The organism is Peptoniphilus gorbachii, from assembly GCF_016908115.1.
Lineage (GTDB): Bacteria > Bacillota > Clostridia > Tissierellales > Peptoniphilaceae > Peptoniphilus_A > Peptoniphilus_A gorbachii.
Genome location: NZ_JAFBDH010000013.1, coordinates 1 through 24,079 on the forward strand (window position 1 = coordinate 1; position 24,079 = coordinate 24,079).

Annotated in this window: 23 protein-coding genes and 1 other annotated feature; of the genes, 12 read left to right on the forward strand and 11 right to left on the reverse strand. The window is 31.2% G+C overall.

Annotated elements, in window-relative coordinates:
- Window positions 1-333 precede the first annotated feature (333 nt).
- Entirely contained in the window at window positions 334-1,005 is a 672-nt protein-coding gene (locus JOD41_RS08560) for a flavin reductase family protein (protein WP_205052468.1), read from the reverse strand.
- A gap of 14 nt (window positions 1,006-1,019) precedes the next feature.
- On the reverse strand, window positions 1,020-2,351 hold the full coding sequence (locus JOD41_RS08565) for a YjiH family protein (RefSeq protein ID WP_205052469.1): 1,332 nt from the start codon (window positions 2,349-2,351) through the stop codon (window positions 1,020-1,022).
- 132 nt (window positions 2,352-2,483) lie between these two features.
- Between JOD41_RS08565 and JOD41_RS08570 the strand changes: the two genes are divergently transcribed.
- Window positions 2,484-3,698: a helix-turn-helix domain-containing protein gene (locus JOD41_RS08570; protein WP_205052470.1), complete on the forward strand. Its 1,215-nt coding sequence runs from the start codon at window positions 2,484-2,486 to the stop codon at window positions 3,696-3,698.
- A 10-nt stretch (window positions 3,699-3,708) separates the two neighbouring features.
- Here the strand turns inward: JOD41_RS08570 and JOD41_RS08575 are convergent, their stop codons facing one another.
- A complete protein-coding gene (locus tag JOD41_RS08575; protein WP_205052471.1) occupies window positions 3,709-4,605 on the reverse strand; it encodes an alpha/beta hydrolase in 897 nt (298 codons plus the stop codon).
- Between the two features lie 257 nt (window positions 4,606-4,862).
- Between JOD41_RS08575 and JOD41_RS08580 the strand changes: the two genes are divergently transcribed.
- Both JOD41_RS08580 and mgtE read left to right on the forward strand, forming a co-directional pair.
- The gene (locus JOD41_RS08580) at window positions 4,863-5,417 is read left to right on the forward strand and encodes a helix-turn-helix domain-containing protein (RefSeq protein WP_205052472.1); all 555 of its coding nucleotides are present in this window, start codon (window positions 4,863-4,865) and stop codon (window positions 5,415-5,417) included.
- Between the two features lie 242 nt (window positions 5,418-5,659).
- A complete protein-coding gene (gene mgtE, locus JOD41_RS08585; protein WP_205052473.1) occupies window positions 5,660-6,982 on the forward strand; it encodes a magnesium transporter in 1,323 nt (440 codons plus the stop codon).
- A gap of 56 nt (window positions 6,983-7,038) precedes the next feature.
- Here mgtE and JOD41_RS08590 read toward each other — a convergent pair whose 3' ends face one another.
- The 8 genes from JOD41_RS08590 to JOD41_RS08625 all read right to left on the reverse strand — a co-directional run bounded on the left by JOD41_RS08590 (window position 7,039) and on the right by JOD41_RS08625 (window position 14,458).
- Window positions 7,039-7,476, reverse strand: a complete 438-nt coding sequence (locus tag JOD41_RS08590; RefSeq protein ID WP_205052474.1) for a DUF4825 domain-containing protein — start codon at window positions 7,474-7,476, stop codon at window positions 7,039-7,041.
- 204 nt (window positions 7,477-7,680) lie between these two features.
- Complete coding sequence (surE, locus tag JOD41_RS08595; protein WP_205052475.1) at window positions 7,681-8,427, reverse strand: 5'/3'-nucleotidase SurE; 747 nt, start codon at window positions 8,425-8,427, stop codon at window positions 7,681-7,683.
- 22 nt (window positions 8,428-8,449) lie between these two features.
- Complete coding sequence (locus JOD41_RS08600) at window positions 8,450-9,235, reverse strand: MBL fold metallo-hydrolase (RefSeq protein ID WP_205052476.1); 786 nt, start codon at window positions 9,233-9,235, stop codon at window positions 8,450-8,452.
- Window positions 9,236-9,282: 47 nt separating this feature from the next.
- On the reverse strand, window positions 9,283-10,131 hold the full coding sequence (locus JOD41_RS08605) for a two-component system regulatory protein YycI (RefSeq protein ID WP_205052477.1): 849 nt from the start codon (window positions 10,129-10,131) through the stop codon (window positions 9,283-9,285).
- 5 nt (window positions 10,132-10,136) lie between these two features.
- Entirely contained in the window at window positions 10,137-11,474 is a 1,338-nt protein-coding gene (locus JOD41_RS08610) for a hypothetical protein (RefSeq protein ID WP_205052478.1), read from the reverse strand.
- Window positions 11,458-13,257, reverse strand: coding sequence for a HAMP domain-containing sensor histidine kinase (locus JOD41_RS08615; protein ID WP_205052479.1), 1,800 nt, complete (start codon window positions 13,255-13,257; stop codon window positions 11,458-11,460). Before JOD41_RS08615 ends, JOD41_RS08610 begins: the two co-directional genes overlap by 17 nt.
- On the reverse strand, window positions 13,257-13,961 hold the full coding sequence (locus JOD41_RS08620) for a response regulator transcription factor (protein WP_205052480.1): 705 nt from the start codon (window positions 13,959-13,961) through the stop codon (window positions 13,257-13,259). The genes JOD41_RS08615 and JOD41_RS08620 overlap by 1 nt, the downstream gene beginning before the upstream one ends.
- Window positions 13,962-13,972: 11 nt before the next feature.
- Complete coding sequence (locus tag JOD41_RS08625) at window positions 13,973-14,458, reverse strand: Lrp/AsnC family transcriptional regulator (protein WP_156701509.1); 486 nt, start codon at window positions 14,456-14,458, stop codon at window positions 13,973-13,975.
- 192 nt (window positions 14,459-14,650) lie between these two features.
- Between JOD41_RS08625 and JOD41_RS08630 the strand changes: the two genes are divergently transcribed.
- From JOD41_RS08630 to JOD41_RS08670, 9 genes are all read left to right on the forward strand, one after another.
- Window positions 14,651-15,223, forward strand: coding sequence for a GNAT family N-acetyltransferase (locus JOD41_RS08630; protein ID WP_205052481.1), 573 nt, complete (start codon window positions 14,651-14,653; stop codon window positions 15,221-15,223).
- 3 nt (window positions 15,224-15,226) lie between these two features.
- The gene (locus JOD41_RS08635) at window positions 15,227-16,237 is read left to right on the forward strand and encodes a DnaD domain protein (RefSeq protein WP_205052482.1); all 1,011 of its coding nucleotides are present in this window, start codon (window positions 15,227-15,229) and stop codon (window positions 16,235-16,237) included.
- Window positions 16,212-17,168: an ATP-binding protein gene (locus JOD41_RS08640; RefSeq protein ID WP_205052483.1), complete on the forward strand. Its 957-nt coding sequence runs from the start codon at window positions 16,212-16,214 to the stop codon at window positions 17,166-17,168. The genes JOD41_RS08635 and JOD41_RS08640 overlap by 26 nt, the downstream gene beginning before the upstream one ends.
- Window positions 17,169-17,179: 11 nt before the next feature.
- Window positions 17,180-18,382, forward strand: a complete 1,203-nt coding sequence (locus JOD41_RS08645) for a pyridoxal phosphate-dependent aminotransferase (protein WP_205052484.1) — start codon at window positions 17,180-17,182, stop codon at window positions 18,380-18,382.
- Window positions 18,369-18,650, forward strand: a complete 282-nt coding sequence (locus JOD41_RS08650; protein WP_156701498.1) for a hypothetical protein — start codon at window positions 18,369-18,371, stop codon at window positions 18,648-18,650. Before JOD41_RS08645 ends, JOD41_RS08650 begins: the two co-directional genes overlap by 14 nt.
- A gap of 104 nt (window positions 18,651-18,754) precedes the next feature.
- The gene (locus tag JOD41_RS08655; RefSeq protein ID WP_205052485.1) at window positions 18,755-20,356 is read left to right on the forward strand and encodes a potassium/proton antiporter; all 1,602 of its coding nucleotides are present in this window, start codon (window positions 18,755-18,757) and stop codon (window positions 20,354-20,356) included.
- An 8-nt stretch (window positions 20,357-20,364) separates the two neighbouring features.
- Complete coding sequence (locus tag JOD41_RS08660; protein ID WP_205052486.1) at window positions 20,365-20,772, forward strand: hypothetical protein; 408 nt, start codon at window positions 20,365-20,367, stop codon at window positions 20,770-20,772.
- A 46-nt stretch (window positions 20,773-20,818) separates the two neighbouring features.
- Window positions 20,819-21,041 (forward strand) — a binding site (T-box leader).
- Window positions 21,042-21,110: 69 nt separating this feature from the next.
- The gene (locus JOD41_RS08665; RefSeq protein ID WP_205052487.1) at window positions 21,111-22,226 is read left to right on the forward strand and encodes a 5-methyltetrahydropteroyltriglutamate--homocysteine S-methyltransferase; all 1,116 of its coding nucleotides are present in this window, start codon (window positions 21,111-21,113) and stop codon (window positions 22,224-22,226) included.
- 395 nt (window positions 22,227-22,621) lie between these two features.
- Window positions 22,622-24,061, forward strand: a complete 1,440-nt coding sequence (locus JOD41_RS08670) for an APC family permease (protein ID WP_205052488.1) — start codon at window positions 22,622-22,624, stop codon at window positions 24,059-24,061.
- The last annotated feature ends 18 nt before the right edge of the window (window positions 24,062-24,079 follow it).

Genomic DNA, 24,079 nt, shown 5'->3' on the forward strand with positions numbered 1-24,079 from the left:
AAAGTGAAAACCAGCGCCTTGAGACGCTGGTTGGTATCACTCGGGCTTATAGCCCGTGATCAAACCACCCGTTTTACGGGTGGTTATGATTTTGTCAGTTTTTATTGGAAGATAAAAATTAATAGAGTAAATAATTTTTAAGAATATGGGAAGTTTAAATTTTGGATAATTTTTAAAGACAAGAGAAATTTGTTGACAGAAAAAAAGTGAGTTAAGTAATAAAAAGCTGATGAATAAAGATTTATTGAATAGAAAAAATTATGAATAAGAAAAAAATAAGCGTGGCATAAAGCACACGCTTACTTTTTATATTTCCTTTTCATTACGCACTAATTATTTTCCAGCTATACCTTCAAGTCCCTTGTCAACAAGAGCTTGCTTTTCTGGGTCAATCTTTGGTGTATCCATAGTGAATGAGTTGTCTACAACTGTGAAGTCAAAGTAGCCAAGTCTTGCCACTGGTCTAATTTTACAAATATCAAGTTTGTCTTCATCTGTTATAAATTTGTCGTCAATATGAATTCCAATAACTTCTCCAATTATAATATCAATTGTGTTAAGTGAGTCAACACCTGGAAGTCTTAATGTTTGAACATATTTGATTTCGTATTGAACAGGTGAGCCCTTAACTCTTGCAACATCTACAAGATTTGATTTTTCTTTTTCAAGACCACAGTGTTCAAACTTGTCCATGTATCCTTCTGAAGCAATTGAAGATTCGTTCATAGCTTGAGCTAGGTCTTCAGTTACCATGTTGTAAACAAATTCTCCAGTTCTTTCAATGTTTTTTACAGTGTTTTTTCTGTCACCAAAAACATTTTGGTTAGCTGAGAATAAAACTAGTGGTGGGTCAAAAGTCAAGTTAGTAAATTGTGAATATGGTGCAAGGTCATCTGTACCATCTGGATTTTTTGTTGAAATCCAACCAATTACTCTTGGCACTGTACATGATTTAAATGGGTTCTTCTTTAGTCCGTGGTTATTTTTCTTAGGTTCGTAAAACATAAATTTTCTCCTTTTTATTTTATTATTAGATATGCGATAGGCGTCGTTATTAAGAAACAAAATACAGTTCTTTCAAACCATACTATTACTAAGTCCTTAATAGAAACTTCTATATCAGAAGCTACAATTGTTGGAATTGTAGTTGAGAACATAATTACTTGAGCAACACTCATTACAGAAATTATAAATCTTGTAACAAGAGGTGCCTTAGTTACTACCATTACTGGTAAAAACATTTCTGCTAAGCCAAGCATTGCTGCCTTAGCTGCTAGTAGGGGTTCAGGTATTCTAAGTAAAAGTGTTATTGGATATAAAATGTATCCAAAGTAGTCAAATACTTGTGTGTAGTTTGCGATTATCAGTGCTATAAGTCCAATTGACATGAAGTTTGGAAGAACTTCAAATACTAAATTAAAGGAATCTAGCACATTTTTTGTAGTTCTAGGTATAACTGGACCAGCTTCTTTACAAAGGCTAAGACCTTCGTTAAGAGATGCGAAAAATAAATTTCCTTCTAACTTTTCTTCTGGGTAACCTTCTTTGTTTTCATAATAAGTATTAGGTGCTGTTGAAATTGGTGGGATTCTTACAGTTATGGCACTTAGTGCAAAGGTAACAAAGAGCGAAACAAATACATATTCAGCCCAATAGTCCATGAGATCTGTTGTGTTTGCAATTACTATTAAAAATGAAATTGCAACTGTAGTAAATCCAGTTACTACTGCCATTGCTTCTCTTAGAGTGTATTTTCTCTCCTTGTATAAGTCGTCTGTCATCATAACTCCAACTGCAGTTGAGCCCATGAAAGCTGCTACAGCAATTACTGCAGTTCTTCCAGGAGTTTTCCAAATTGCTCTCATTATAGGTCTTAAAAAGTTTCCTATAAAGTCAATAAAACCATAGTCCATTAAGAATGTAATAAAAATTGCAGATATTGGAATAAGTGTGCCAACTTGAATTGCAAGAGAGTTAAATAAAAATGGACCGTGGTCATCTCTTGCCACTGCTTCAGGTGCAAAGCCTGAGAACAAATAAATTGTGAAAAAAGCTCCCACAAGTTTTGTAATTGAAAAGACAATGGAAACCTTGTCTTCCTTCCATGTTCCCTTTACAAATGGTCTTATTGCTCCAATCATTATTATTATGAAGGCATAGGCTGTTGCAAGTTTAGGGAAGCTCTTAATAAATAGTGAAATGACAAATTCTAGTGGAATTGTTGATGAACCATTTACCTTTATTGGTATAAAAAAGGCAAATATTCCAATTGCACTTAAAACAATAAATTTAAGCAGCAATGCTGGGTCCTTATAAAGTTTCTCATCTCTATGTATAGTTTTTTCTTCCATAGATTTCCTCCTTTTGACTTAATAATATCCTTTTCCCCACATGAAATACATGGAATATATTACTTTTGATTTTAAAGTTTTTGCTTTATAATGTAGTTATGATAAAGTGATGCGAGATGAGGAGGGATAATTTTGGAGGAAAATCTTCTTTTATACGATATTATTACCAAGGAATACATTTATAACTTAATCTATGGAGACCTTTCTCGAGCAAAACTATTTCAGTCCACCTTCAATAAGTATGAGCTTGACCTAAACACAAATTACATATTGACTGTAATGTACGATGATTTTTGGAAAGTTTGCAAGAATAGAGATAACCACTATCGCTACAATTTAAAGGGGAAGCTTTTACAATACACCAGAGAACTCCTAAGTGATTACAAAACTATATCTACTACCCTTACTGGTACAGACAAAATTATTATCTTTTTGGACTGCCAAGGACTAGATGAAGACGATGCCTATAACTTAAGTGAGACTGTTGCTGAAAAAATTATAAATAACTTAAAGAAAAGCCTAAGCAACACAGTGAGTATTGGCATAAGCTCCTATTGTCATAGCAATAAAGACCTAGTAAGAGGCTACGAGGAGTCCTTTTCTTCGCTTGAAAATATTTTTAACAAGGGCAGAGGCAAAATTTTAAGACCAAGTGCCAATAATATAAGCGTAGACAAAAATTATAAGTCTCAAATTGACAAAAAAATCTATGAATTGTTGATAAAAATTGGTCTTCAAGATAAAGAAAGCTCCTACCAAGTAATTGATGAAATGTTAGACGAGATGATTGCGAGAAATATGACAGAGGACTACATTAAGTCCAACGTCATAAGACTTTTGGTAGAAGTGATAAATTATTTTAACAGAGAAAACTCAAAATCTGACCTATCTATAATAACTGTAAAAGCAATTGAGACCATAGTTGGCGCCAATAACATCCAAGACATAAATAGAGTCATAAAAAAAACAGTGGACCTGATAAATTCAGAACTTGAAAGTGAAGACGAACTTGAACTTGCCATGAATAACGCAAAATCCTATATTGAAAAATATTACATGGAAGACATTAGCCTCGATCAAATTTCTCTTGTGGCTGGCTACAGCAAAAGTCACTTCTCAAGAAGTTTTAAACAGTATCTAGGTATAAACTTTTCAAAATATTTAATAAAGATAAGAATTTACAATGCAGAAAAATTAATTACAAATTCTGACAAGACAATTCAAGACATATCCCTAGACGTCGGCTTTAATGACTACTCTTATTTTTCCAAGGCCTTTAAAGATATTTACGGCATTAGTCCCAAGGATTATAGAGATAAAATAAGTAAAGACTCACAGTCTGTGTGAGTCTTTGTTTTTATTTTAAAATTTTTATTATTTCCTCTTGTGCTTCTCTTCCTTCTTTGAAGATTGATAAAAGTGGATAGCAGTGGCAAAGTCCCTTACCCACAATTAATTTATATTTTACGTCATAACTTTTTAGGGCAGCTTCAAAAAGTGGGGCGAAGGCATAAATCACTTCATAAGATCCATAGTAAAGATAAGTCATTGGGAAATTTTTAAAGTTTCCCCTAAAGGGATAAAGCATATAGTCTGGCACATCTTCATCCTTTGTCATAATATTTTTTGCAGTTTCAAAATATTTGTAGTCGACTATAATATCTTTTTCATTTAATTTTTTAAGAGTATCCATGTCAAGCTCATCACATAGACAGCCACCTGCAGAAGATGCGATAATTTCTCTTGGCATTCTTATGTCTAAATTATTTTCATTTATGTAAAGGAAAATTCCAAGAGCTAGGGAGGCTCCAGAAGAAAAACCAATAACAGAAAGAGACTCCTTGTCGTAGATTTTTGTCATCTCCTCGTAAAGTTTTACCGTTGAAGCATAAGTTTTAACTATGCTATTTTCTATGCAAAGAGGATAAAAATAAAAGTAGACATCCTTTCCCGTCTTGCGACAAATTTTTTTCGCCAGAGAAAGGTCCCTCTTGTCGGGATTTGTTATGTAACCACCGCCAAATAAATATAAAATTGCGCCAGGTCTTTTATTTTTTGAATGAAGAATGATTAATCTTTGAGATAAAAATGTTTTATCTTCAAAATAAAGATCCTCTTCATCAGAAATTTTAAAGCTTGGCTTTTGATTTTGCTTTCTGGCATAATTTAAAATTGTGTCCTCTGGAAGGAGAAATATTTTTTTTAGTCTAATTAATTTTACAAATTTTTCAAGAATTTTATATGTAAAGCTCATGGCTACCTCCCCATTTTCAAGGCGATTTTATCACTTTATGATAAATAAATTTATAAAAAATTTGGCATAATTTATTTAAATTTAAAGAAAAGACATCATGCAACCAAAAGTTGCGCCCTATTTGCTTGTTATGATTTTATTTTTTTGTTATCCTTTCTATATAAAATAACTTTATAAAATAACTTTTAATTATAAATCTTTTGAAAAAATTATAATAAAATAAAAATTAAGACAAAAAATTAAGGCGAGTGAAAATTATGTATGGAGAAAAAATTAAAGCTAAAAGAAGGGAACTACATTTATCTCAAGAAGATCTGGCAAATAAAATTTTTGTAACAAGACAAGCCATTTCAAAATGGGAAAATGACAAAGCCACTCCAACTATGACAAATTTAAGGGAACTTTCTGAAGTTTTTGACGTTGACATGGCATATTTTATTGGCGAAGGCGAAAAAACTATAGATGATAAAAAAATTAATGACACTAAAGAAGTAGATGGAAAAAAATTAGTCCTTGAGGGAATAGGAAATATTTTTATTTACGCCTGCCTTTGCTTTATTGGAATTTTCTTTTACGCAGTTTATTATTATGGAATAATGGATAGGCTATTGGGCTTAAATCCAAAGGAAATGCCCCATCTTATCCTTACGATTTACATGATAATAGCAGTTATAGCATTTCCCCAAGCTTATAAGGATCTTGCTTACAAATTAGATGGACTTGAATACAATTTGTTTTCAAAAGTTGTCCTACCTATTGTATATATTTTTGCTCCTCTAATAGTTTTTTACTACATCATAAAAAAATCATAAAAGAAAATTTAATCCACCAAGAGTGGATTTTTTTATATTGAAATAGATTTAAAAGAAGCCATGTGTTAAAATAAGTCTATATGGAGGTGTTTACATGGATACCAGTCGACCCTGGAGAAAATGTATTAGTCTATGCGATAAAGGAGAAATCTCAAAGATTTAGCAAAAGCTAAGTCTATTTTACCATGCCTCTTTACCGCTTAGACAGCGGATTTTTTTATGCCAAAAATTAAGGAGGCTTTATGAAAAATTACAACAGAGAAGAATTATTAAAAACACAGGACCTAATAAATAAAATGGATCCTGTTGATATCGCAGAAAAACTAGAGGACCTTTCAAAGGAAGAAGTTGCCATTTGGATAAAACTTTTGAATAAAGATTTATTGGCAGATGCCTTTTCCCTTTTACCAAGAGATAAAAAAATTGAAATAATTGGTTCTCTCTCCCAAGAAAAAATTATGTCCCTTATGAAGGACTTGGAAGAAGATGAACTTGTTGACACTTTGCAAGAATTGCCAGCTAACATGGTTAGAAAGCTCATGAACCAATTTATAGAAGAAGAAAGAAGACCAGTTATAAATGAACTTTTAGGTTATCCAAAAGAATCTGTTGGTTCTATTATGTCTGTTGGCTTTATCTTTGTAAAAAAATCAGCAACTCCAACAGAAGCACTGGAAAGAATAATCCACTCAGAACTAGATGCAGATAGACTAGAACAAGTTTGGGTTACAAATGAATCCTTGGTCCTTATAGGTTATGTAAACCTAGCTGACCTTCTTCGTAATAGAAATAAAAACATTGAAGAATTTATGCACCCAATAAATTCCAGCGTCTATGCCACAGATGACCAAGAAGTTGTTGCTAAGCTAGCCTTTAAGTATGACCTATCAGAAATACCTGTAACAGATTCTGAAGGTAGACTTGTTGGTATAGTTCCTGTAGAATGGGCTATCGACGTAATGCACGAAGAATACGAAGAAGACCTTGCAAATATCCATGGTATTAGCGAATCTACACCAGAACACTATTGGGACAAGTCAGTTTTTAGACTTGCTAAAGATAGAACAATGTGGCTAATAATTTGCCTTGTTACGGCAACTTTTACTAGCTTTATAATAAAAAGATATGAAACACTTTTGGCATCAAGCGTAGCGCTCGCAGCCTACATTCCCATGCTAATGGATTCAGGTGGAAACGCAGGCACACAATCATCTACTACAATCATTCGTGGAATTTACACAGGAGAAGTTGAGTTTAAAGAATTTTTAAGTGTAATGTTTAAGGAACTTCGCATTGGACTTATAGTTGGAGCAATACTTGTAATTGTAAATATAGTTAGAATGTCCATTCTTGACACAGTTGACCTTGGAGTTACACTTACAGTATCTGTAACACTTCTTACAACTATAGTTTTGTCAAAGATGATTGGAGGAATACTTCCACTAATAGCAGAAAAACTAAAAATTGACCCAACAATTATGGCAGGTCCACTTATTACAACCATAGTAGATACCCTTGTATTATTTGTATATTTTGAAGTGGCAACAATTTTAATAGGAGTTTAAAATTGAAAAAAAAATAAAGAGATAGAGGGAATCCAATTTATTCCCCTATCTCTTTTTTAATTATTTATAAAATTTTCTAGGTTTTCTTTATTTTCTGATATTTTGTCAAGACTTGTCTCTTCTTTTTGAAGTTCCTTTTCTACATCAGATCTAGTAAAGCTAAAGATTTCTTTTTCATCTTCATCTACATAATATAAATTGTCTAAATTTTTTATTAGGGCAAAAGTTATTGCTGCATTTTTAAATAAGTCTTCTCTTTCTAGGTCTTTATAATTTTTGCAGAAGATTTTTAAGCCATAAGGTTCTTTTTCTGATAGGATCTTTATCTCTCCTGTCTTTAAATTTTTAGGATAAATCTCTTTAGAAACTATTTGTGAAACCTTTGTATTGTCTCCCACAAAATCTGTTTTAAAATCATATAGGTCCTTTTCTTTTTTATTGCAAGAAGAAAATATTAAAAGAAGGGCAAAAATTATTGGTATAAATTTTTTCATACTATCACCTCTTTACTAAATTATAGCAAAAAAATAAAAAGTCGCCAGGACTTTTTAAATCTCATTTTTTATGACTGTTCTAATATTATTTTTCGCAACTTACAATGTTTTTACACATTACATTATAGTTCTAAAAAATATTCCAAAAATTAAAATTATTAAAAAGATTAAAGTAAATTTGTAGTTCACGATTTATCTCCAAGATTATTTTAAAATTTCCTTTAACTCATTTATTAGAGTTAGGTTTGTAACATCGTATAGTAGGGGGCTTACTGTTGCATAATTTTGTCCCAGATAATAAATATCTGAGTCTTTGGCGTTGTTTTCTTTAGGGAAGCCCTTTAACTTCATATTGTAGCCTTCGCCCTCTTCTGATATGTCATAAATTGACATTACATCGGCTCCAACTTTGCAAACTTCTATGCCCTCTATATCTTCGTAGTCAAGATAAGGCACATTTATATTTAAGACTTGTAACTTTTTAAAGTCCTCAAGCTTATTAAAAACATCCATGGCAATTTTTGCTGCTGAGTCAAATTTTGAATGGCCCTTTACCCATTGAGCTGAAACTGCAATTGCTGGTATGTTAAATAAATTTGCTTCGATAGCAGCTGAAACTGTGCCTGAATAAAGGACATTTGTTGCAGTGTTGTAGCCAGAGTTTATTCCAGAAAAGCAGTAGTCAAATTTTTCGTCAAGTAAATGCACAGCTGCCCTTACGCAGTCTGCTGGTGTGCCATAAACACACAGACTTCTAACATCTTCAAGTCCTTCAAGCTTGGCATCTTGGACTATTAGCGGGCTTTTAAAAGTTATGGCGTGAGATTTGCCAGAGTTTTCTACATTTGGTGCTGCAATTGTAATTTTGTGACCTTCAGCTATTAGTGCCTTTGCAAGGACTTCTATGCCTTCTGCATTAATTCCGTCATCATTTGTAACTAATATGTTCAAATTTTCCCTCCCCTTAAAATTTTTAAAGTTCAAAAACTTCTGATGGTAAATATCTTGGTGCAACGTCAATTGTGTAGTCTACATTTTCTTCTTTGTGTTCAGATAAAAGTAGTTCATTTACTGTCTTTAGTGCAAGATCAGGTAAATTGTTGTCCGTTGATAAGTGCCCCAAGATAATTTTTTCTTTTTTCTTTTTTAAAATCATTGATAGAACTTCTGCTGCATTTTCGTTGGAAAGATGTCCCTTAGTTGATAAGATTCTTTGTTTTGTTGGATAGGGATAGCTTCCATTTACTAGCATATCCACATCATGGTTGGATTCCAGATAAAATAGATCTGATCCATCCATTTTTTCCATGGCATCGCCATTTACCCAGCCAGTATCTGTTAAAAGGGAAATTTTTTTGTCGCCTTTTATTACAAAACCACATCCACTTGCACAGTCGTGAAAAGTTGATATAGGCATTATATCTAAATCTTTAAAGGTGAAGCTTTTTCCATTTTCAAAGATAAAAGTATTCTTTGGGTCTAGTTTTTTAACTGTGGGAAGCATGGCATCTAGGGTCATCATGTTAGAGAAAACTTTTAGTTTGTGTCTTCTTGATAATACTCCAACTGATTTTATGTGATCAATGTGCTCGTGAGTGACAAAAATTGCGTCAATTTCATTTGCCTTAACCCCAATTTTTTCCAAGTTTTCTTCGATTTTTTTGCCCGAAAGTCCAGCATCAATTATTATTTTTGTATTTTTATATTCAATATATTGGCAGTTGCCACTAGAGCCACTTGCCAATGAGCAAAATTTCATAATAACCTCCATGCTTATTCTAACACAGGCTAAATAATTTGTTAAGCTTAGTAATTTGAGATGACAGTGTATTCTCCATCAGTAAATTTTACTTTCCAAGCAGGTATGGCACGACCATTTATTGCACGTGTTATGTCTTCTATATAGCCTTGGTCTTCAGGATTAAAATAAAAACAAGGGGATATTTTTTCTATAGTCTTGTTGTAATAATCTGTCTTATTTAAAAGAGTAAGAAGGGCACGGGCTGCTGGAGATAAATATATTTTTTGATCTGATTTATCTAAAACATTTAACCAAAGTCTATCCATAGACATTACACCTCTTGAGTCTATGACAAAGTTTGTGTAGGAAGATTCTACAGGTAAATTGTCAAAAATTTTTGTGTAATTTAATATATACTTATCGCCATCTATTTTATAGTAGCTTAAATAAATATCTCTAGTGTCATATTTTTTATCCAATAAAAATTTTTTTGCAACATTTTGTGCCTCTTCAAGGCTATCAATTTTATATTTATTTTTTTTAACTCTATTTTCGTAAAAAGCCCTTCTTCCATTTACAAGATTTATATATTCATCGTCAAGAGATATTTCAGCAAGGTCTGTGCTTGGCCTTAGGATTTTCCCCTTGCCTTTAAAATATCTCTCATTAATGTCTTCTTCTGATGAAGTTTCAAAGGAAACTAAGACTGAAGGAAGTTTTTTTGTCCTTCTTGGTATTTTTGTGTCAAGACTAATATTTTTTTCAGCTAAAAGTTCAGTAACTTCTCTTACAAAATCTCTTCTTGTAGATTCATTTCTAAGTCTAAAATTATTGTAATTAGTGTAGAAAAATAAAATTGCGTTGGCAGCAAGAAGTGCTATTATTAAAATTTTTTTTATTTTTTTCCAATCCATAATATCTACCTTATCATCATTAGTTTGCCAGTTTCGGTGTTAAAATAATAAAGCTTTCCCATGTAAAGCATTTCGTAGACTAGCATTGGCTTTTCGGAGTTAACATTATTAAAACTTAAATATACTAAGTTTAAACCGTCTATAGAATTTAAAATATCCATAGTGGAATTATTATTAAAGAGATCTTTATTTTTATTTATAATTCTGTGAATATCCTTTATATAAATTTCTTGTTTCTTGTAAATTGGATTGTCATCTTTTCTAATATAATATTCACGATATTTTTTTACATAGTCAGAATAGACATCTATTTCTATAAAGCTGTGATCTTTTGAAGGTAGAACTAGTGGAATCTGACCATCCTTTAAGTTAAAAAAGAATCTATAACCAAGGTTTCCGTTGTAGTCTGCGGGTTCGATTTTTTCAAGATATATTCCAGAGCTTATACCAGTTTTTTGGGAAATAAATTCCACTGCCTTATCTAGGGATTTATTTAAATCTCTAGACCTTACATCAAAAAGTGACTCCAGAGAATATTCGATTATGCCATCATAGGAAAGAGAAAGATATTCTTTCTCATAAATATAAGTATTATTTCCATCAACAGTAATTTCTCTTATGTAATCAATGGGAACCTCTAAAAATCTTTCTGCAAGAGTGGATTTTTTATCCTCTTCCAAATTAGAAAGTCCAGAAACATAAGAAACCTCTTGAAGGGAAATATAGTTTTCGTCAGGAATATATATGTCCTTTTTAATACCATAGGCCTCGTAAAAATTAATGGCACGAAGGCCCTTATTTTTTACTTCATTTAAAATATTATCAATAGAAAAATCAACCTTTGTATCAAGCAATTTATAAAAATTTTTGCTACCAGAGATATAAATTTCTCCAAGATTAGATATATAAATGGAGTCTACACTTAGGTTTAAGTCGTTGGAATTTATGTCATCGCCAATTAAATTTACAAAAACTGATCCAGATAGGGGCGAATTAAATTTAAAGACAAGAGATTTTTGATTTTGTAAATTTAAATATTCTTCAGTATCAATTAATTTTAAATTTTCAGAATTTGCCTTTTGTAATTTTTCAGAAATATCTTCAGCAGTTAATTTCCAGTATTCACCAATATCTGTAGTCATGTAATGCTCTCTATCGCCTAAATTTGCCACAATTCTTTGAGGTGTTAAAATTTCTTCTAAAAATTCTTTTACTTCGCCAACTTTCTTTAAATCTTCATCCTCTGTGTCAAAGGAAAGCCAGAGATTTTTTGATTGAAAAACCAAGAGAAGAATTAAAAAAATTATGGCAAAAGTAGAAAAAGATCTATGAAATATCTTCATCTTCATCACCTGCTTTAAAGAGTAAAGTAATGCTTGTGCCTTTGCCAAAAGTTGATTCTACTTTTAAATTTCCGCCTAGAGATTTTATCATTTCATTTGCAATAGAAAGGCCTAAACCTGTTCCTCCCATTTCTCTACTTCTTCCCTTTTCAACTCTGTAAAATCTTTCAGTAATGCGTGGAAGATCTTCTTTTGGTATTCCAATTCCATTGTCAGAAACTTTTATCTCAACAAAGTCATCTAAATTTTTCGCAGATATAGAAATTTTTCCAAAGTCTGGAGTATACTTGCAGGCATTAGAAATAATATTTGTAAGAATTTGGTCGGCACCATTTTTGTCTGCATAGATGTCCTTAATATCCATATCAATATCTAATTCTATTTTGTGTTTTTTTTGCGTAATTAGTAGAGATTGTGATTCAATTGCCTCGTCAATAAATTCATAGGTGTCAAATCTTACAAAATGCAAATTGTCCCTATTGTAGTCAATATTTGATAAAGACAAAAGGTCTGTTACAATTCTAGACATTCTTGAATTTTCCCTGTCAATTACCTTTAAAAATTTCTTTTGAGAAAATTTATCTAAGTCGCTATCAAGAAGGGTTTCTGTATAAGATCTAATTGTTGTAATAGGTGTTTTTAGTTCGTGACTGACATTTGCAACAAATTCCTTTCTCATAATATCAAGCATGTGTTCCTTATTTACATCTTGAAGTACAATTATTAGTCCAGAATTTATGAAGGCATCAGATTTATAAGGGGCGTACTTAATTTTATAAAAAGTATCAGAAATTTTTGTAAGCTCTTCACCCTTTAAAGTCTCTTCATTTTTGTAATCAATATTGTAAAGGTTAATACTCTTTAAATTAATTTCACGATTAAAGTCCTTTTCTGAAATATTTAAAATTTTCTTGGCAATGGAATTTGCATGAATGAGCTTGTTATTTCTATCAATGGCTATTACACCTTCAGCCATGTAATTAAATATAGTATTTAATTTTGACTTTTCTAGATCCATTTTTTCAATAGTTTCACGAAGTTCCTTTGTAAGGAAGTTAAACATAAGACCTAGTTCACCAATTTCGTCATGGCTTTTTACTTCAACACTTTGGTTAAAGTTTCCCTTTGCCATGGCCTTTGCCTTTTTTGTTAAATTTCTAATGGGACCTGTAATAGAATTTGCAATAAAATAACCTAAAATTGAAGTTGTAATAAGAGAAATTATTGTTGCGTAAGTGATTATTACTTTAGAATCCTCAATTACAGAATAGATAGAATTTAAATTTCTTGTCATATAAATAATTGCAAGAATTTTTCCATCGGCTGAAAAAATTGGTCTTGCAATGTGTTTTTCTACTGCCTTTTCATTTTTGTAATCTACAATTTTTTCACGGTTCTTGCCCTTTAATGCATCCATTACAAGGTTTGGCTCTATGTATTTAAAGGAGTAGGCATCTTTTGAATCTTCTTTTGAAATATTTTTTGTACTTGCAATAATTTGTGGAACTTCATCAGATGAAATAATATAAGCAGATTCTTCACTGGAAATACCCCAGTCTTTTAGAGTTTGGTCAAGCTGGGGTAGTGTTTTATAATTATTATCTTTAAAAAAAGCTGATGTTGTAGTTGCAAGGGTGTCCATAGTTTTTTCCATAGAAGTAGTTGCGGTTTCAATTTGAACATTTTCAAGTCTATCAATTATAAAAGTAGAGGCAATAAACATGGAGATCAAAACAAGTACAACATAAATTAATATAAATCTCGATTTAATAGAGTGATTCATCAGGATTCTCCATTATCTGATGCAAATAAATACCCAACTCCTCTTTTAGTCTTGATGTATTTAAAATCTTTATTTTCATCTTCGATTTTTTCGCGGAGTCTTCTAACAGTTACATCAACTGTTCTAATATCGCCATAATATTCATATTCCCAAACTTCTTGAAGAAGTTCTTCCCTTGAAAAAACTATGCCAGGGTGAGAAGCTAAAAATTTTAAAAGTTCAAACTCACGAAGAGTTAGCTCGATATTTTTTTCTCCCCTTTTAACTTGGTATTTTTCTAGGTTGATTTCAAGATCCATTGCCTTTAAAATTTTTGTGTCCTTTTCCTTTTTTTCTTGGCCATCAGAGCGTCTTAAAACTGCCTTAACTCTAGCGAGAAGTTCTCTCATAGAAAAGGGCTTTACTACATAATCGTCTGCTCCAAGTTCAAGACCAAGGACCTTATCAACTTCATCTTCTCTAGCTGTAAGCATAATTACAGGCACATCAGAAGATTTTCTTATTTCTCTAAGGGCTTCAAAGCCATTTAATTTTGGCATCATAATGTCAAGTAAAATTAAATCGTAATCATTTTCACCTGCAAGTTTAATTGCACCCTTGCCATTGTCGGCAGTGTCAATTAAATAACCTTCCTTTTCAAAATTAAATTTTATAATATCAGAAATTGCAGATTCATCATCTACTACGAGTATTTTCTCTTCCATAAAATCATCCTTTATTCATTATCTAATTTTGTAAAAATTTCGTCGTTTCCATTTTCAGAGTACAAAATTAATAAAGTTTTTGTGTCAAGTATTCCATCTATCTTTAAAATCATATCATAAAATCTAGTTAAATCAGAAGTATTTACAGTTTTTATTCTAAGCATAATACAATGCTCGCCAGTAACCCTGTAACATTCAAAAATTTTAAATTTATCGTCTTTTATTTCCATAATTTTTGAAATCAGTTTTTTAAAGTCATTGGTATTAACTTTTGCAAGGACATAAGTGTCAACATTGTAGCCAATTTTTTGCCAATCAACTAGAACTTCGTAGCCCTTAATGAAACCAGAATCTTCCATTTTATATATTCTTCTATGAATGGCAGGTCTAGTAAGATTTAATTTTTTTGAAATGTCTTCGTGGCTCATCCTTCCATTTTTTCTCAAAAGTTCCAAAATTTCGATATCAATTTCATCTAAATTTTCATTTTTTCTCATAAAAATTCTCCCCGTTACGAATTGTATAATTTTTAATATTAACTTTACTTTATTTTAACATAAATTAAAAAAAATTAAATAAAATAAAACTTTTTTTAATATTAAATACTTTATTGGATAAAAATTTAAAATAGATGATAATTCTTTATAGAGAGGAGAAAATAGTATATAATAACTTGCAGGGAGGCTCCTATGGAAAATTTTTCAACTCTCAGTTTTAGAAAAATGCAAGTAGAAGATGTTTTTACTTTTAGAAATTGGGGAAGACATGATTCAATTCTATTTTTAGAATATAATTTTCTTGAAGAGAGGGAAAAAGACATTATAGATTGGTACAAATGGAAAAGCAATAGGGCCTTTTCAGAATATTATGTAGTTCTTTTAGAAGAAAAAATTATTGGATATCTTTCTTTAAAAAATATTAACTATTTTTTAAAAAGAGGAGAACTTGGAATTGTCCTTGATCCCTCTTATATAAATAGGGGCCTTGGCAAGAAAATTTTGAAATTATTTTTAGGCTATTTAAAGAAAAGAAAATTTAAAAAGATAATTTTATTTGCCGCATCCTATAATGATAGAGCCATAAGAGTTTATAAGAGCCTTGGATTTAAGGAAAAGTATAAGTTTCTCATGCGCTTTACAAATGGAGATTATGATGAGGAAAATCCTGATTTTAAAAATCATAAATCTTCCTTTAAAATTATATTTAAGAGAACTTTTAATTACGCTATAAAAATGGAACTAGACCTTGAAAGAGATTGGTGAGATATGTTTTTACTTGAAAAAAATAAATACGACCTTGGAGAGACTTCCCTTGAAAATATTTTTATAAATGATTTTATGCCTGGAGCCAATGGCGAATTTGTAAAAGTTTATATTTTAGGTTATAAATTTGCCAGGGAAAATAGAGAAGATATTACAAATGAAAAGCTCGCCGATTATCTTGGAATATTGGAATCAGATGTAAATAGAGCCTGGGAATATTGGCAAAAAATGGGCATTGTTGAGATAGATAATGAAAAAGTAAAATTTATTAATTTAAAGGAACTTTACATCAATAATGTCTATAATTTGAAAGAGAAAAAGAAAAAAGAAAAGGGTTATTCAGAAATTGTAGAAAATCCAACTTATGCCAACTTACTTACAAGGGCGGAATTTTTAATGAGAGAACCTATTGCCCCAATGAAAAAAATTGACATAATAAATTGGATCACTTCTTATAATATGCCAGCAGATTTAATTGAAGAGGCATTTTTTTATACAACAGAAATTAAGGGAATTTATAATATTTCTTATGTGGAACAAGTTGTGAGAAATTGGTCAAAAGATAATATTAGAACTATGGAAGATGTTGAAAAATCCTATATTGAACACGACCTTAAATATTATAGATATAAAAAGGTCATGAGATATATTGGCGTGGACAAAAAATTCTCTCAAGCTGATTTTAACATTATAAATTCTTGGTTTGATGAATTTAATTTTTCTAAGGATTTGATTCTTGCAGCCTGCAATAGAACATCAAAGATTTCCAAGCCAAATGTAGGCTATGTTGATGCCATTTTAAGAAAGTGGAAGGAACTTAATATTAATTCTTTAGAAGAAATTGAAGAAAAAGATCAAAAGAAAAAAAAGAGAAAGCCAACTGCTTTTCACAATTTTAAGCAAATCACTGATAAATATTCTGAAGATGAACTTTTTGATGTGGCAATGAGAAAACAGCGTGAAGGCTTTAAAAAATTAGGTGTTAATTATGGAACTGACGGCAAAGATAAGTAATTACTATGAAAACCTCAGAAGAAAAAATATAAATATTCATGAAAAAAGACTTGAAGAAATTTACAAAATTATTCCTGAAATAAGAGAGATAGATGGACTTATAAGAGATATTGCCCTTCGTGCTTCAATTGAGCAAATAAAAAATCCAAATCAAGATAAATCTATTGAAGAGTCAGAAAAAATTTATAAATTAAAGTTAAAAAAGATGGATTTTTTAGAGAAAAAGGGATATCCTAGAGATTATCTTGATGAAATATATAATTGCAAAGATTGTCATGATACTGGAATTAATGAAGACAATGAGAAATGTCACTGCTTAAAAAAATTAATTGTATCAGAATTATATGACATGTCTTCAATTTCTTATATGCTTGATAAGGAAAATTTTGACAAATTTGACTTAAATGTTTTTTCGGAAAAGGTATATGAAAAATTTAATATGTCGCCAAGAGAAAATATGAAAAATATTCTCGCCCTTTCAAAAAGTTTTATAAAAAATTTTCATGAGAAAGATGATTTGAATTTGCTTTTATGGGGACCAACTGGTCAGGGCAAGACTTTTTTACTTAACTGCATTGCAGCTGAACTTATAAATAAGGATGCAATTGTTATTTATCAGACAGCCTATGAGATTTTAAAGACAATTGAAGATAGAAAATTTAAAAATATAGATGATGACAGGTACAATTTGTACTTTGATGCCAATCTTTTAATCGTAGATGATCTTGGAATTGAATTTGTAAATTCTTTTACAACTTCTGAAATTTTTAATATTATTAACACAAGACTTTTGCGAGGTAAAAAAACTTTAATTTCAACGAATTTATCGCCAAAGGAACTATCAGAAACTTACACTGATAGAGTTTTTTCCAGGGTATTTCAAAAATTTGTGCCCATTAGATTTTTTGGACCGGACCTAAGATGGCAATGAGAGGAGAAAAGATGAAACTATCAAAAAGAATAGAAGAGGTTGAGTATTCTGCAATAAGAAAACTTACACCCTATGCTGACAAGGCAAAAAAAGAAGGTAAAAAATTTTATGGATTAAATATTGGTGCACCAGATATTGATGTGCCAGATACTTATTATGAAACTTTTCAAAATTTTAGAAGAGGACCTCTTCCTTATGCCTATGCACAAGGACTTTTAGAGCTAAGAGAAAAAACTGCATCTTATTATAAAAAAAGAAATATAAAATTTGACGCAGATGATATTTATATAACAAATGGAGCAAGTGAAGCAATTCTATTTACTTTTCAAGTTATAGCAGATGAAGGTGATGAGGTTCTTACAACTGATCCCTTCTACACAAATTACATGACAGTTTTTCAACAATTGGGAGTTGAGATTGAAACTTTTAAGACTGATCCAGATAAGGGTTTTGCCCTTCCAGAGGAAGAAGAAATTGAAAAACACATAAATGAAAAAACTGTTGCAATTTTACTTTCAAACCCAACTAATCCAACGGGAGCACTTTATTCTGAAGAAGAAATATTAAGAATTGTAAATCTTGCAAAAAAACACGATTTATACATCATAGCAGATGAAGTTTATAGAGAATTTGTCTATGATGGCAACACTTATAAATCTTTTGGAGAAGTGGAAGGCATAGAAGAAAATTTAATTTTAATTGACTCTATTTCCAAAAGATTTGGAGCTTGTGGTGCAAGAATTGGTTCTGTCGCATCAAAAAATCAAGCATTTAACGATGGAATAAATAAACTTTGTAATTGTAGACTTGCCGCATCAACAATTGAACAAGTTGCTGCTGCAAGATTATACGAAATTGACAATTCTTATTTTGAAGCTGTAAATAAAGAATATCAAAAAAGACGTGACGTAATTTATGAAGAATTAATTAAAATACCTGGTGTCACTGTAAAAAAACCAAAGGGAGCCTTTTATGTTATGCCAAAGCTTCCAGTTGACGATACAGAAAAATTTGCAATTTGGATGATTGAAAATTTTGAAATAGATGGCGAAGGTCTAATGTTTGCTCCAGCAAAGGGATTTTTCAAAAATAAAGAAGATGGTAAACAGATGATTAGACTTGCCTTTGTACTAAATACAGATGCTTTAAAAAAGAGCATGAGAATTTTACGTGAAGGCATTAAGGCATATGTGAATGAAAATGAAAAGAGATAAGATTTTAAAAATTTTAGAAAAGATTACAATTTTTTTAGTAACCCTAATAATGATATCTGTTCTTGCAAATCAATATATTAAAACTAGTGCCGGTGCAATAAATGAAAGTCTTAGGATGATTCAAATAGTTCTTGCCCTTGTAATAGTTGTTTTGACTCTTATAATGGCGCTTATAAATAAAAATAAGGCATTGTTTTTTACCTTAATTGGTTTTTATGCACTGACAGGTCTTTTATTTTACGTATTTAAGTCTGCAAATAAAATTTAGGATCTCATTATTTAGTGCTTTAATAAATTAAATATGATATAATAAACTTAATTATAGGGACTGTTTTTTAGCAGTTCCTTTTTTAAAAAGAAAGAGGCGAAATATTGAATCTATTACTTATAACAGTGGTGCTTTTACTTGCCATTATTGCCACAAAAATTTCAAATAGATCAGGTCTTCCTGCCCTACTTTTGTTCTTGGCATTGGGAGTATTTTTTTCTGCCCTTGGCTATGATTTTAATAATTTTAAAGTTGCAGAAAACATTGCCACTCTTTCACTTATGATAATAATTTTTTATGGTGGCTTTGGAACTAACTGGACTATGGGAAAGTCAACTGCAAGAGAATCAATAAGTCTTGCAAGTTTAGGAGTTTTTGCAACGGCAATAATAACGGGACTTTTTTGTCACTACATTTTAAAAATTAAATTTTTGGAAGCAATGCTACTAGGTTCAGTCGTTGCATCAACAGATTATGCCTCTGTATCAAATATTTTAGTCTCAAAAAAATTAAATTTAAAATATTCCACTGCTTCACTTCTTGAAATCGAAAGTGGATCCAATGACCCTACAGCCTATACTATGACTATGGTTTTCTTGTCAATTTTATCTGGTTATAGCGTCTCCATTTCAATAATAATTTTGCAACAAGTTGTCCTTGGCATAATTGGAGGATTTTTGCTGGGATTTATTTTTATAAAAATTATAGAAACTTTATCTCTTGATGAAGATGGACTCTTTTCAGTTTTTATTGCGACTATGATGATAGGAACCTATGCCCTTACATCACTTGCTGGAGGCAATGGATTTTTGGCACTGTATATTCTTGGCATTTATATTGGCAATCACGAGTTTAGGAGGAAGAGAGATGTAGTATTTTTCTACGACGGACTATCAACAATATTTCAAATAGCAATGTTCTTCCTCTTGGGACTTTTATCAGATATAAATTTAATAATGAAGGCCCTTCCAATAGGATTTATTATTGCAATTTTTATGCTTTTAGTGGCAAGACCTCTTTCAGTATTTGGACTAATGGCGCCCTTTAAGATGAAAAAAAATCAGCTTACCCTAATTTCTCTAGCAGGACTTAGGGGAGCAGCAGCCATTGCCTTTGCCATAATGGTTGTAAATAGGGACATAAACTTATCCATAGACATCTTCCACATAGTTTTTGTAATTTGTATATTTTCACTTTTAATCCAGGGGACGGCACTGCCCTTTGCCACGAAAAAGCTTGACATGTATGACCCAGACGACACAGTTCTCAGGACCTTTAATTATTATTCAGACAAGACAGATCTTCAGTTTATAAAAACTCATGTTACAAAAAATTCGCCCTGGGTAAATAAAAAAATATCGGATATAAAAATTTCTTTTAACATAATAATTGCAAAGATAGAAAGAGATGGCAAAAGTATTGTCCCAAGGGGCAACACCTACCTTAGAGATGATGATGTAATTATTCTTGGTGGAGAAGGTTATTTTGACTCAAGAGGAGAAGATCTGCTTGAAATAAAAATTTCAGAAAATCACAAGTGGGCAGGAAAAAAAGTAAAAGACATTCAAATTGGTAAAAATGAGCTTATAATTATGGTTGAAACTCCAGAAAAAAACATAATTGTTCCAAGGGGAGATACTGTTTTAAAAGCTGGCGACAGAATAGTTATATCTAAGGAGTCCAATGAAATAGAAGACCCAGAATAGGAGGAAATATGACAGATTCAAAGGAAATAAAAGAAGCACGAGAGGCACTTTTAGATTTAAAAGATGAAATTGACTTTCTTATAAAAACTACAGACTCTGCAAAAAGATGGAGCCTTTTTGATATTTTTTCTGATTCAACTTTAGTTGGCTTTGTAAAAAGAGGAAAAATCAAAGATATAAATAAGGGTTTAAAAGTTCTCAGAAAAAAATTAGAAATTGCAAAAAAAGAATTAAGTGATGTGAAAATAAATTTAAGAGATGAGGAAATTAGCGACACATCCTATGATTTTTTTGTAGATATAATTTTCGACAATATTTTTACAGATATGCGTGTAAATAGGGAAATTAAAGAGATTAGAGAGAATTTATTTGATCTAAAAGAGCGAGTAGAAGAAATTTTAAAAAAATTAAATTAGCCTTGACAGAGAAAAAAAATGATGTTAACATAAAAAAAAATAAAAAATAAACCATTTGAAGAGAAGAGTAATCTTACTTGGAATTTTACAGAGAAGCCCGTTTGGTGAGAGGGTTAAAGGAAAAGAAAGATGAACATGGCCTCTGATGGGATTAGTCGATATTAGACTTTTCCGGGAGCTCCCGTTACAGAGATAGAGTATGTTGGTACTTGAGAGTGGCATTCATTTATGCAAAATAGGTGGTAACGCGGATATAATTCGTCCTTATTGTTTTTTATAAACAGTAAGGACTTTTTTTTATACATTCTCAAGATGGATTTAGAAAAAGGAGAAAGAAAATGACAAAAATTTTAGCACCAAGTAAGTTTGACGTAGTAGGTTCTTTTTTAAGACCAGTTGAGTTAAAAGAAGCGAGAGAAAAGTTTAAAAAGGGAGAAATAAGTGCCCAAGAACTTAAAGAAGTAGAAGATAGAGAAATTGAAAAGCTAGTAAAAAAAGAAAAGGAAGCAGGACTAAAAATTATTTCTGATGGAGAATTTAGAAGAAGCTGGTGGCATTTTGATTTCTTCTGGGGTCTTGGAGGACTAGAAAAAATAGAAATTAATAAAGAAGATGCCTTCAGATTTGTTGGAGAAATTCTAAGACCTGAAGATGTTAAAATATCTGGAAAATTAAGTGGAAAAAACCACCCATTCCTAGAACACTACAAATTTTTACAAGGATTTGAAGATGAAAACACAGTGGCAAAACAAACTATTCCTGCTCCAGCACAATTACTAATAAACATAATTTACCAAATTAAAGATGGTGGAGTTTATGAAAAGATTGAAGACTTTATAGAAGATGCAGCAGTAGCTTATGGAGAATTTTTTAAAGAAATCTATGATATAGGATGTAGAAATGTTCAAATAGACGATTGTTCATGGGGTGGAGTTGTAGATGACAAGTTTGAAAAAACCTTTAATCTTGAAGGAATTGATGTAGATAGATTAAAGGAATATTTATTAGAAATTAACAACAAAGCCTTAGAAAAAGCACCAGAAGGACTCAATATTACAACTCACATCTGTAGGGGAAATTATAAATCACACTATTTTTCTGAAGGATCTTATGATGGAGTTGCAGATTATGTACTTGCAAAAGAAAAAGTAAATGCCTTCTATCTTGAATATGATGACGAAAGATCTGGAGACTTTAAGGCCCTTGCAAAAGTACCAGAAGGCAAAAAAGTTGTCCTTGGAATAGTTACATCAAAAAGAGCAGAACTAGAAGATAAAAATAAATTAATTGAAAGAATAAAAGAAGCAGCAAAATATATTCCACTAGTAAATATCTGCATCTCCCCACAATGCGGCTTTGCATCAACAGAAGAAGGAAATACAGTGACAGAAGAAGACCAATGGAAAAAAATTGCACTTTTAAAAGAAGTAGCAGAAGAAATTTTAATTAAATAAAAATAGCCATACTTAATTTCTAAAAATTATTAATAAAAAAGTCCTCGCTAAGTCGAGGATTTTTTATTGGAAAAATTCATTTAATTATAGCATAAAATTTATACTAATTTTTAAAAGTAACTATATAAAGAAAAGTATAAGACTTAGGGAAATTGTATTTTTTAAAGTTAGATTTAAAAAAATTATTTTAAAAGAAAAACTAATTCATACTGTAAAGGAAAACATTACTGTATTTTTAGTGTTCTAAGCTTTATTCTCTAGCCAGCATAAACTATTAATACAAAATCTAATTTTTGTAAAAATGTTTTTACAAATCCTTAAATATACTAGACTACAATTTTTTTAAAGGTTATAATTAATTTAATCATGCAATTATATTATGAGAGGAGAAAAATATGCAAGATTCACAACAAAAGAAAATTAAGTGGTCCATGCTGGCATTTATGGCATTTTCCACTTTATGGGGCTTTGGAAATGTTGTTAACGGTTTCGTATTCTTTAACGGAATTCAAGTAATATTTTCATGGATCCTAATGTTCGCACTTTATTTTATTCCTAACGCCCTTATGGTAGGGGAACTTGGTTCATCCTTTAAGGATGAAGGTGGTGGAGTTACTTCATGGATTAGAGCAACTTCTAGCGATAAGTTAGCTTATTATGCTGGATGGACTTATTGGGCATGTCACATAACTTACATCGCTTCAAAGGGTTCTGGTGGACTAAAGGCAATGTCCTGGATGTTTTTCCAAAATGCAGAAGTTTATGACTCACTTCCAACAGTTTATGTACAACTTGCTACTTTAGCAGTATTTTTAATTTTCTGTTGGGTAGCAAGTAGAGGTCTTAACCCACTTAAAAACCTAGCAACTATTGCTGGTTCAAGTATGTTTGTCATGGGTATCCTTTACATCTTAATGATGCTAGCTGCTCCAAAAATCAATCCAAATGGTGGTTACCAAGCTATGGACTGGTCTCTTGACAATTTAATTCCAACTTTTGATATGAAGTATTTCACTTCTTTATCAATCCTTGTATTTGCTGTTGGTGGTATTGAAAAGATGAGTCCTTATGTAAACCACATGGAAGGAAATTCTTCAAAGGAATTCCCTAAGGCAATGATTTTTGCTGCTGTCATGGTAATTATTTCAGCTATCTTTGGTACTATTGCCATGGGTATGATGTTTGACCCAGCTATAATAAATTCTGACCCAGCAACTTTTGACTCTTATGCAGCTAACGGTGCTTATTGGGCCTTTGAAAAAGTTGGAGAATACTATGGTCTTGGCAATTCTATTATGATTATTTACGCATTATGCAACATGATAGGTCAATTTTCTACACTTGTTGTAAGTATTGACGCACCACTAAGAATGTTACTTGACGACGACAAGACAAATCAATACATCCCAAGAAAGCTTCTTAAGAAAAATAAATACGGAGCTTACATCAATGGTATTAAACTTATAATTGTTCTTGCAGGTTCAATTATCCTTGCACAAATTCTTGTGCCAGGTGCTGCAACTGTTTTAAGACAATTAACAAAACTTAACGCAATTACAATGCCACTTCGTTACCTATGGGTATTCTTGGCATATATTTTCTTGAGAAAGAACAGAGGCGATGTAGAAAGAGACTTCTACTTCACTCGTAACCAAGGAGTTGCATTATTCTTTGGCTTCTGGTGCTTTATAGTTACACTTGCTTCTTGTATACTAGGTATGGTTTCAGATGACCCAATGCAAATGGCACTTAATGTAATTACACCACTTGTACTTGTTGCACTTGGAGTAATTTTACCAATGATTAGAGCAAAGGAAGATAAAAAACTAAGCTAAATTCCAAAAAGGAGGAAG

Coding starts and splice junctions, on each gene's coding strand:
- JOD41_RS08560 (WP_205052468.1), bottom strand. CDS start 1,005: ATGTTTTACGAACCTAAGAAAAATAACCACGGACTAAAGAAGAACCCA.
- JOD41_RS08565 (WP_205052469.1), bottom strand. CDS start 2,351: ATGGAAGAAAAAACTATACATAGAGATGAGAAACTTTATAAGGACCCA.
- JOD41_RS08575 (WP_205052471.1), bottom strand. CDS start 4,605: ATGAGCTTTACATATAAAATTCTTGAAAAATTTGTAAAATTAATTAGA.
- JOD41_RS08580 (WP_205052472.1), top strand. CDS start 4,863: ATGTATGGAGAAAAAATTAAAGCTAAAAGAAGGGAACTACATTTATCT.
- mgtE (WP_205052473.1), top strand. CDS start 5,660: ATGAAAAATTACAACAGAGAAGAATTATTAAAAACACAGGACCTAATA.
- JOD41_RS08590 (WP_205052474.1), bottom strand. CDS start 7,476: ATGAAAAAATTTATACCAATAATTTTTGCCCTTCTTTTAATATTTTCT.
- JOD41_RS08600 (WP_205052476.1), bottom strand. CDS start 9,235: ATGAAATTTTGCTCATTGGCAAGTGGCTCTAGTGGCAACTGCCAATAT.
- JOD41_RS08605 (WP_205052477.1), bottom strand. CDS start 10,131: ATGGATTGGAAAAAAATAAAAAAAATTTTAATAATAGCACTTCTTGCT.
- JOD41_RS08610 (WP_205052478.1), bottom strand. CDS start 11,474: ATGAAGATATTTCATAGATCTTTTTCTACTTTTGCCATAATTTTTTTA.
- JOD41_RS08615 (WP_205052479.1), bottom strand. CDS start 13,257: ATGAATCACTCTATTAAATCGAGATTTATATTAATTTATGTTGTACTT.
- JOD41_RS08620 (WP_205052480.1), bottom strand. CDS start 13,961: ATGGAAGAGAAAATACTCGTAGTAGATGATGAATCTGCAATTTCTGAT.
- JOD41_RS08625 (WP_156701509.1), bottom strand. CDS start 14,458: ATGAGAAAAAATGAAAATTTAGATGAAATTGATATCGAAATTTTGGAA.
- JOD41_RS08630 (WP_205052481.1), top strand. CDS start 14,651: ATGGAAAATTTTTCAACTCTCAGTTTTAGAAAAATGCAAGTAGAAGAT.
- JOD41_RS08635 (WP_205052482.1), top strand. CDS start 15,227: ATGTTTTTACTTGAAAAAAATAAATACGACCTTGGAGAGACTTCCCTT.
- JOD41_RS08640 (WP_205052483.1), top strand. CDS start 16,212: ATGGAACTGACGGCAAAGATAAGTAATTACTATGAAAACCTCAGAAGA.
- JOD41_RS08645 (WP_205052484.1), top strand. CDS start 17,180: ATGAAACTATCAAAAAGAATAGAAGAGGTTGAGTATTCTGCAATAAGA.
- JOD41_RS08650 (WP_156701498.1), top strand. CDS start 18,369: ATGAAAAGAGATAAGATTTTAAAAATTTTAGAAAAGATTACAATTTTT.
- JOD41_RS08660 (WP_205052486.1), top strand. CDS start 20,365: ATGACAGATTCAAAGGAAATAAAAGAAGCACGAGAGGCACTTTTAGAT.
- JOD41_RS08665 (WP_205052487.1), top strand. CDS start 21,111: ATGACAAAAATTTTAGCACCAAGTAAGTTTGACGTAGTAGGTTCTTTT.
- JOD41_RS08670 (WP_205052488.1), top strand. CDS start 22,622: ATGCAAGATTCACAACAAAAGAAAATTAAGTGGTCCATGCTGGCATTT.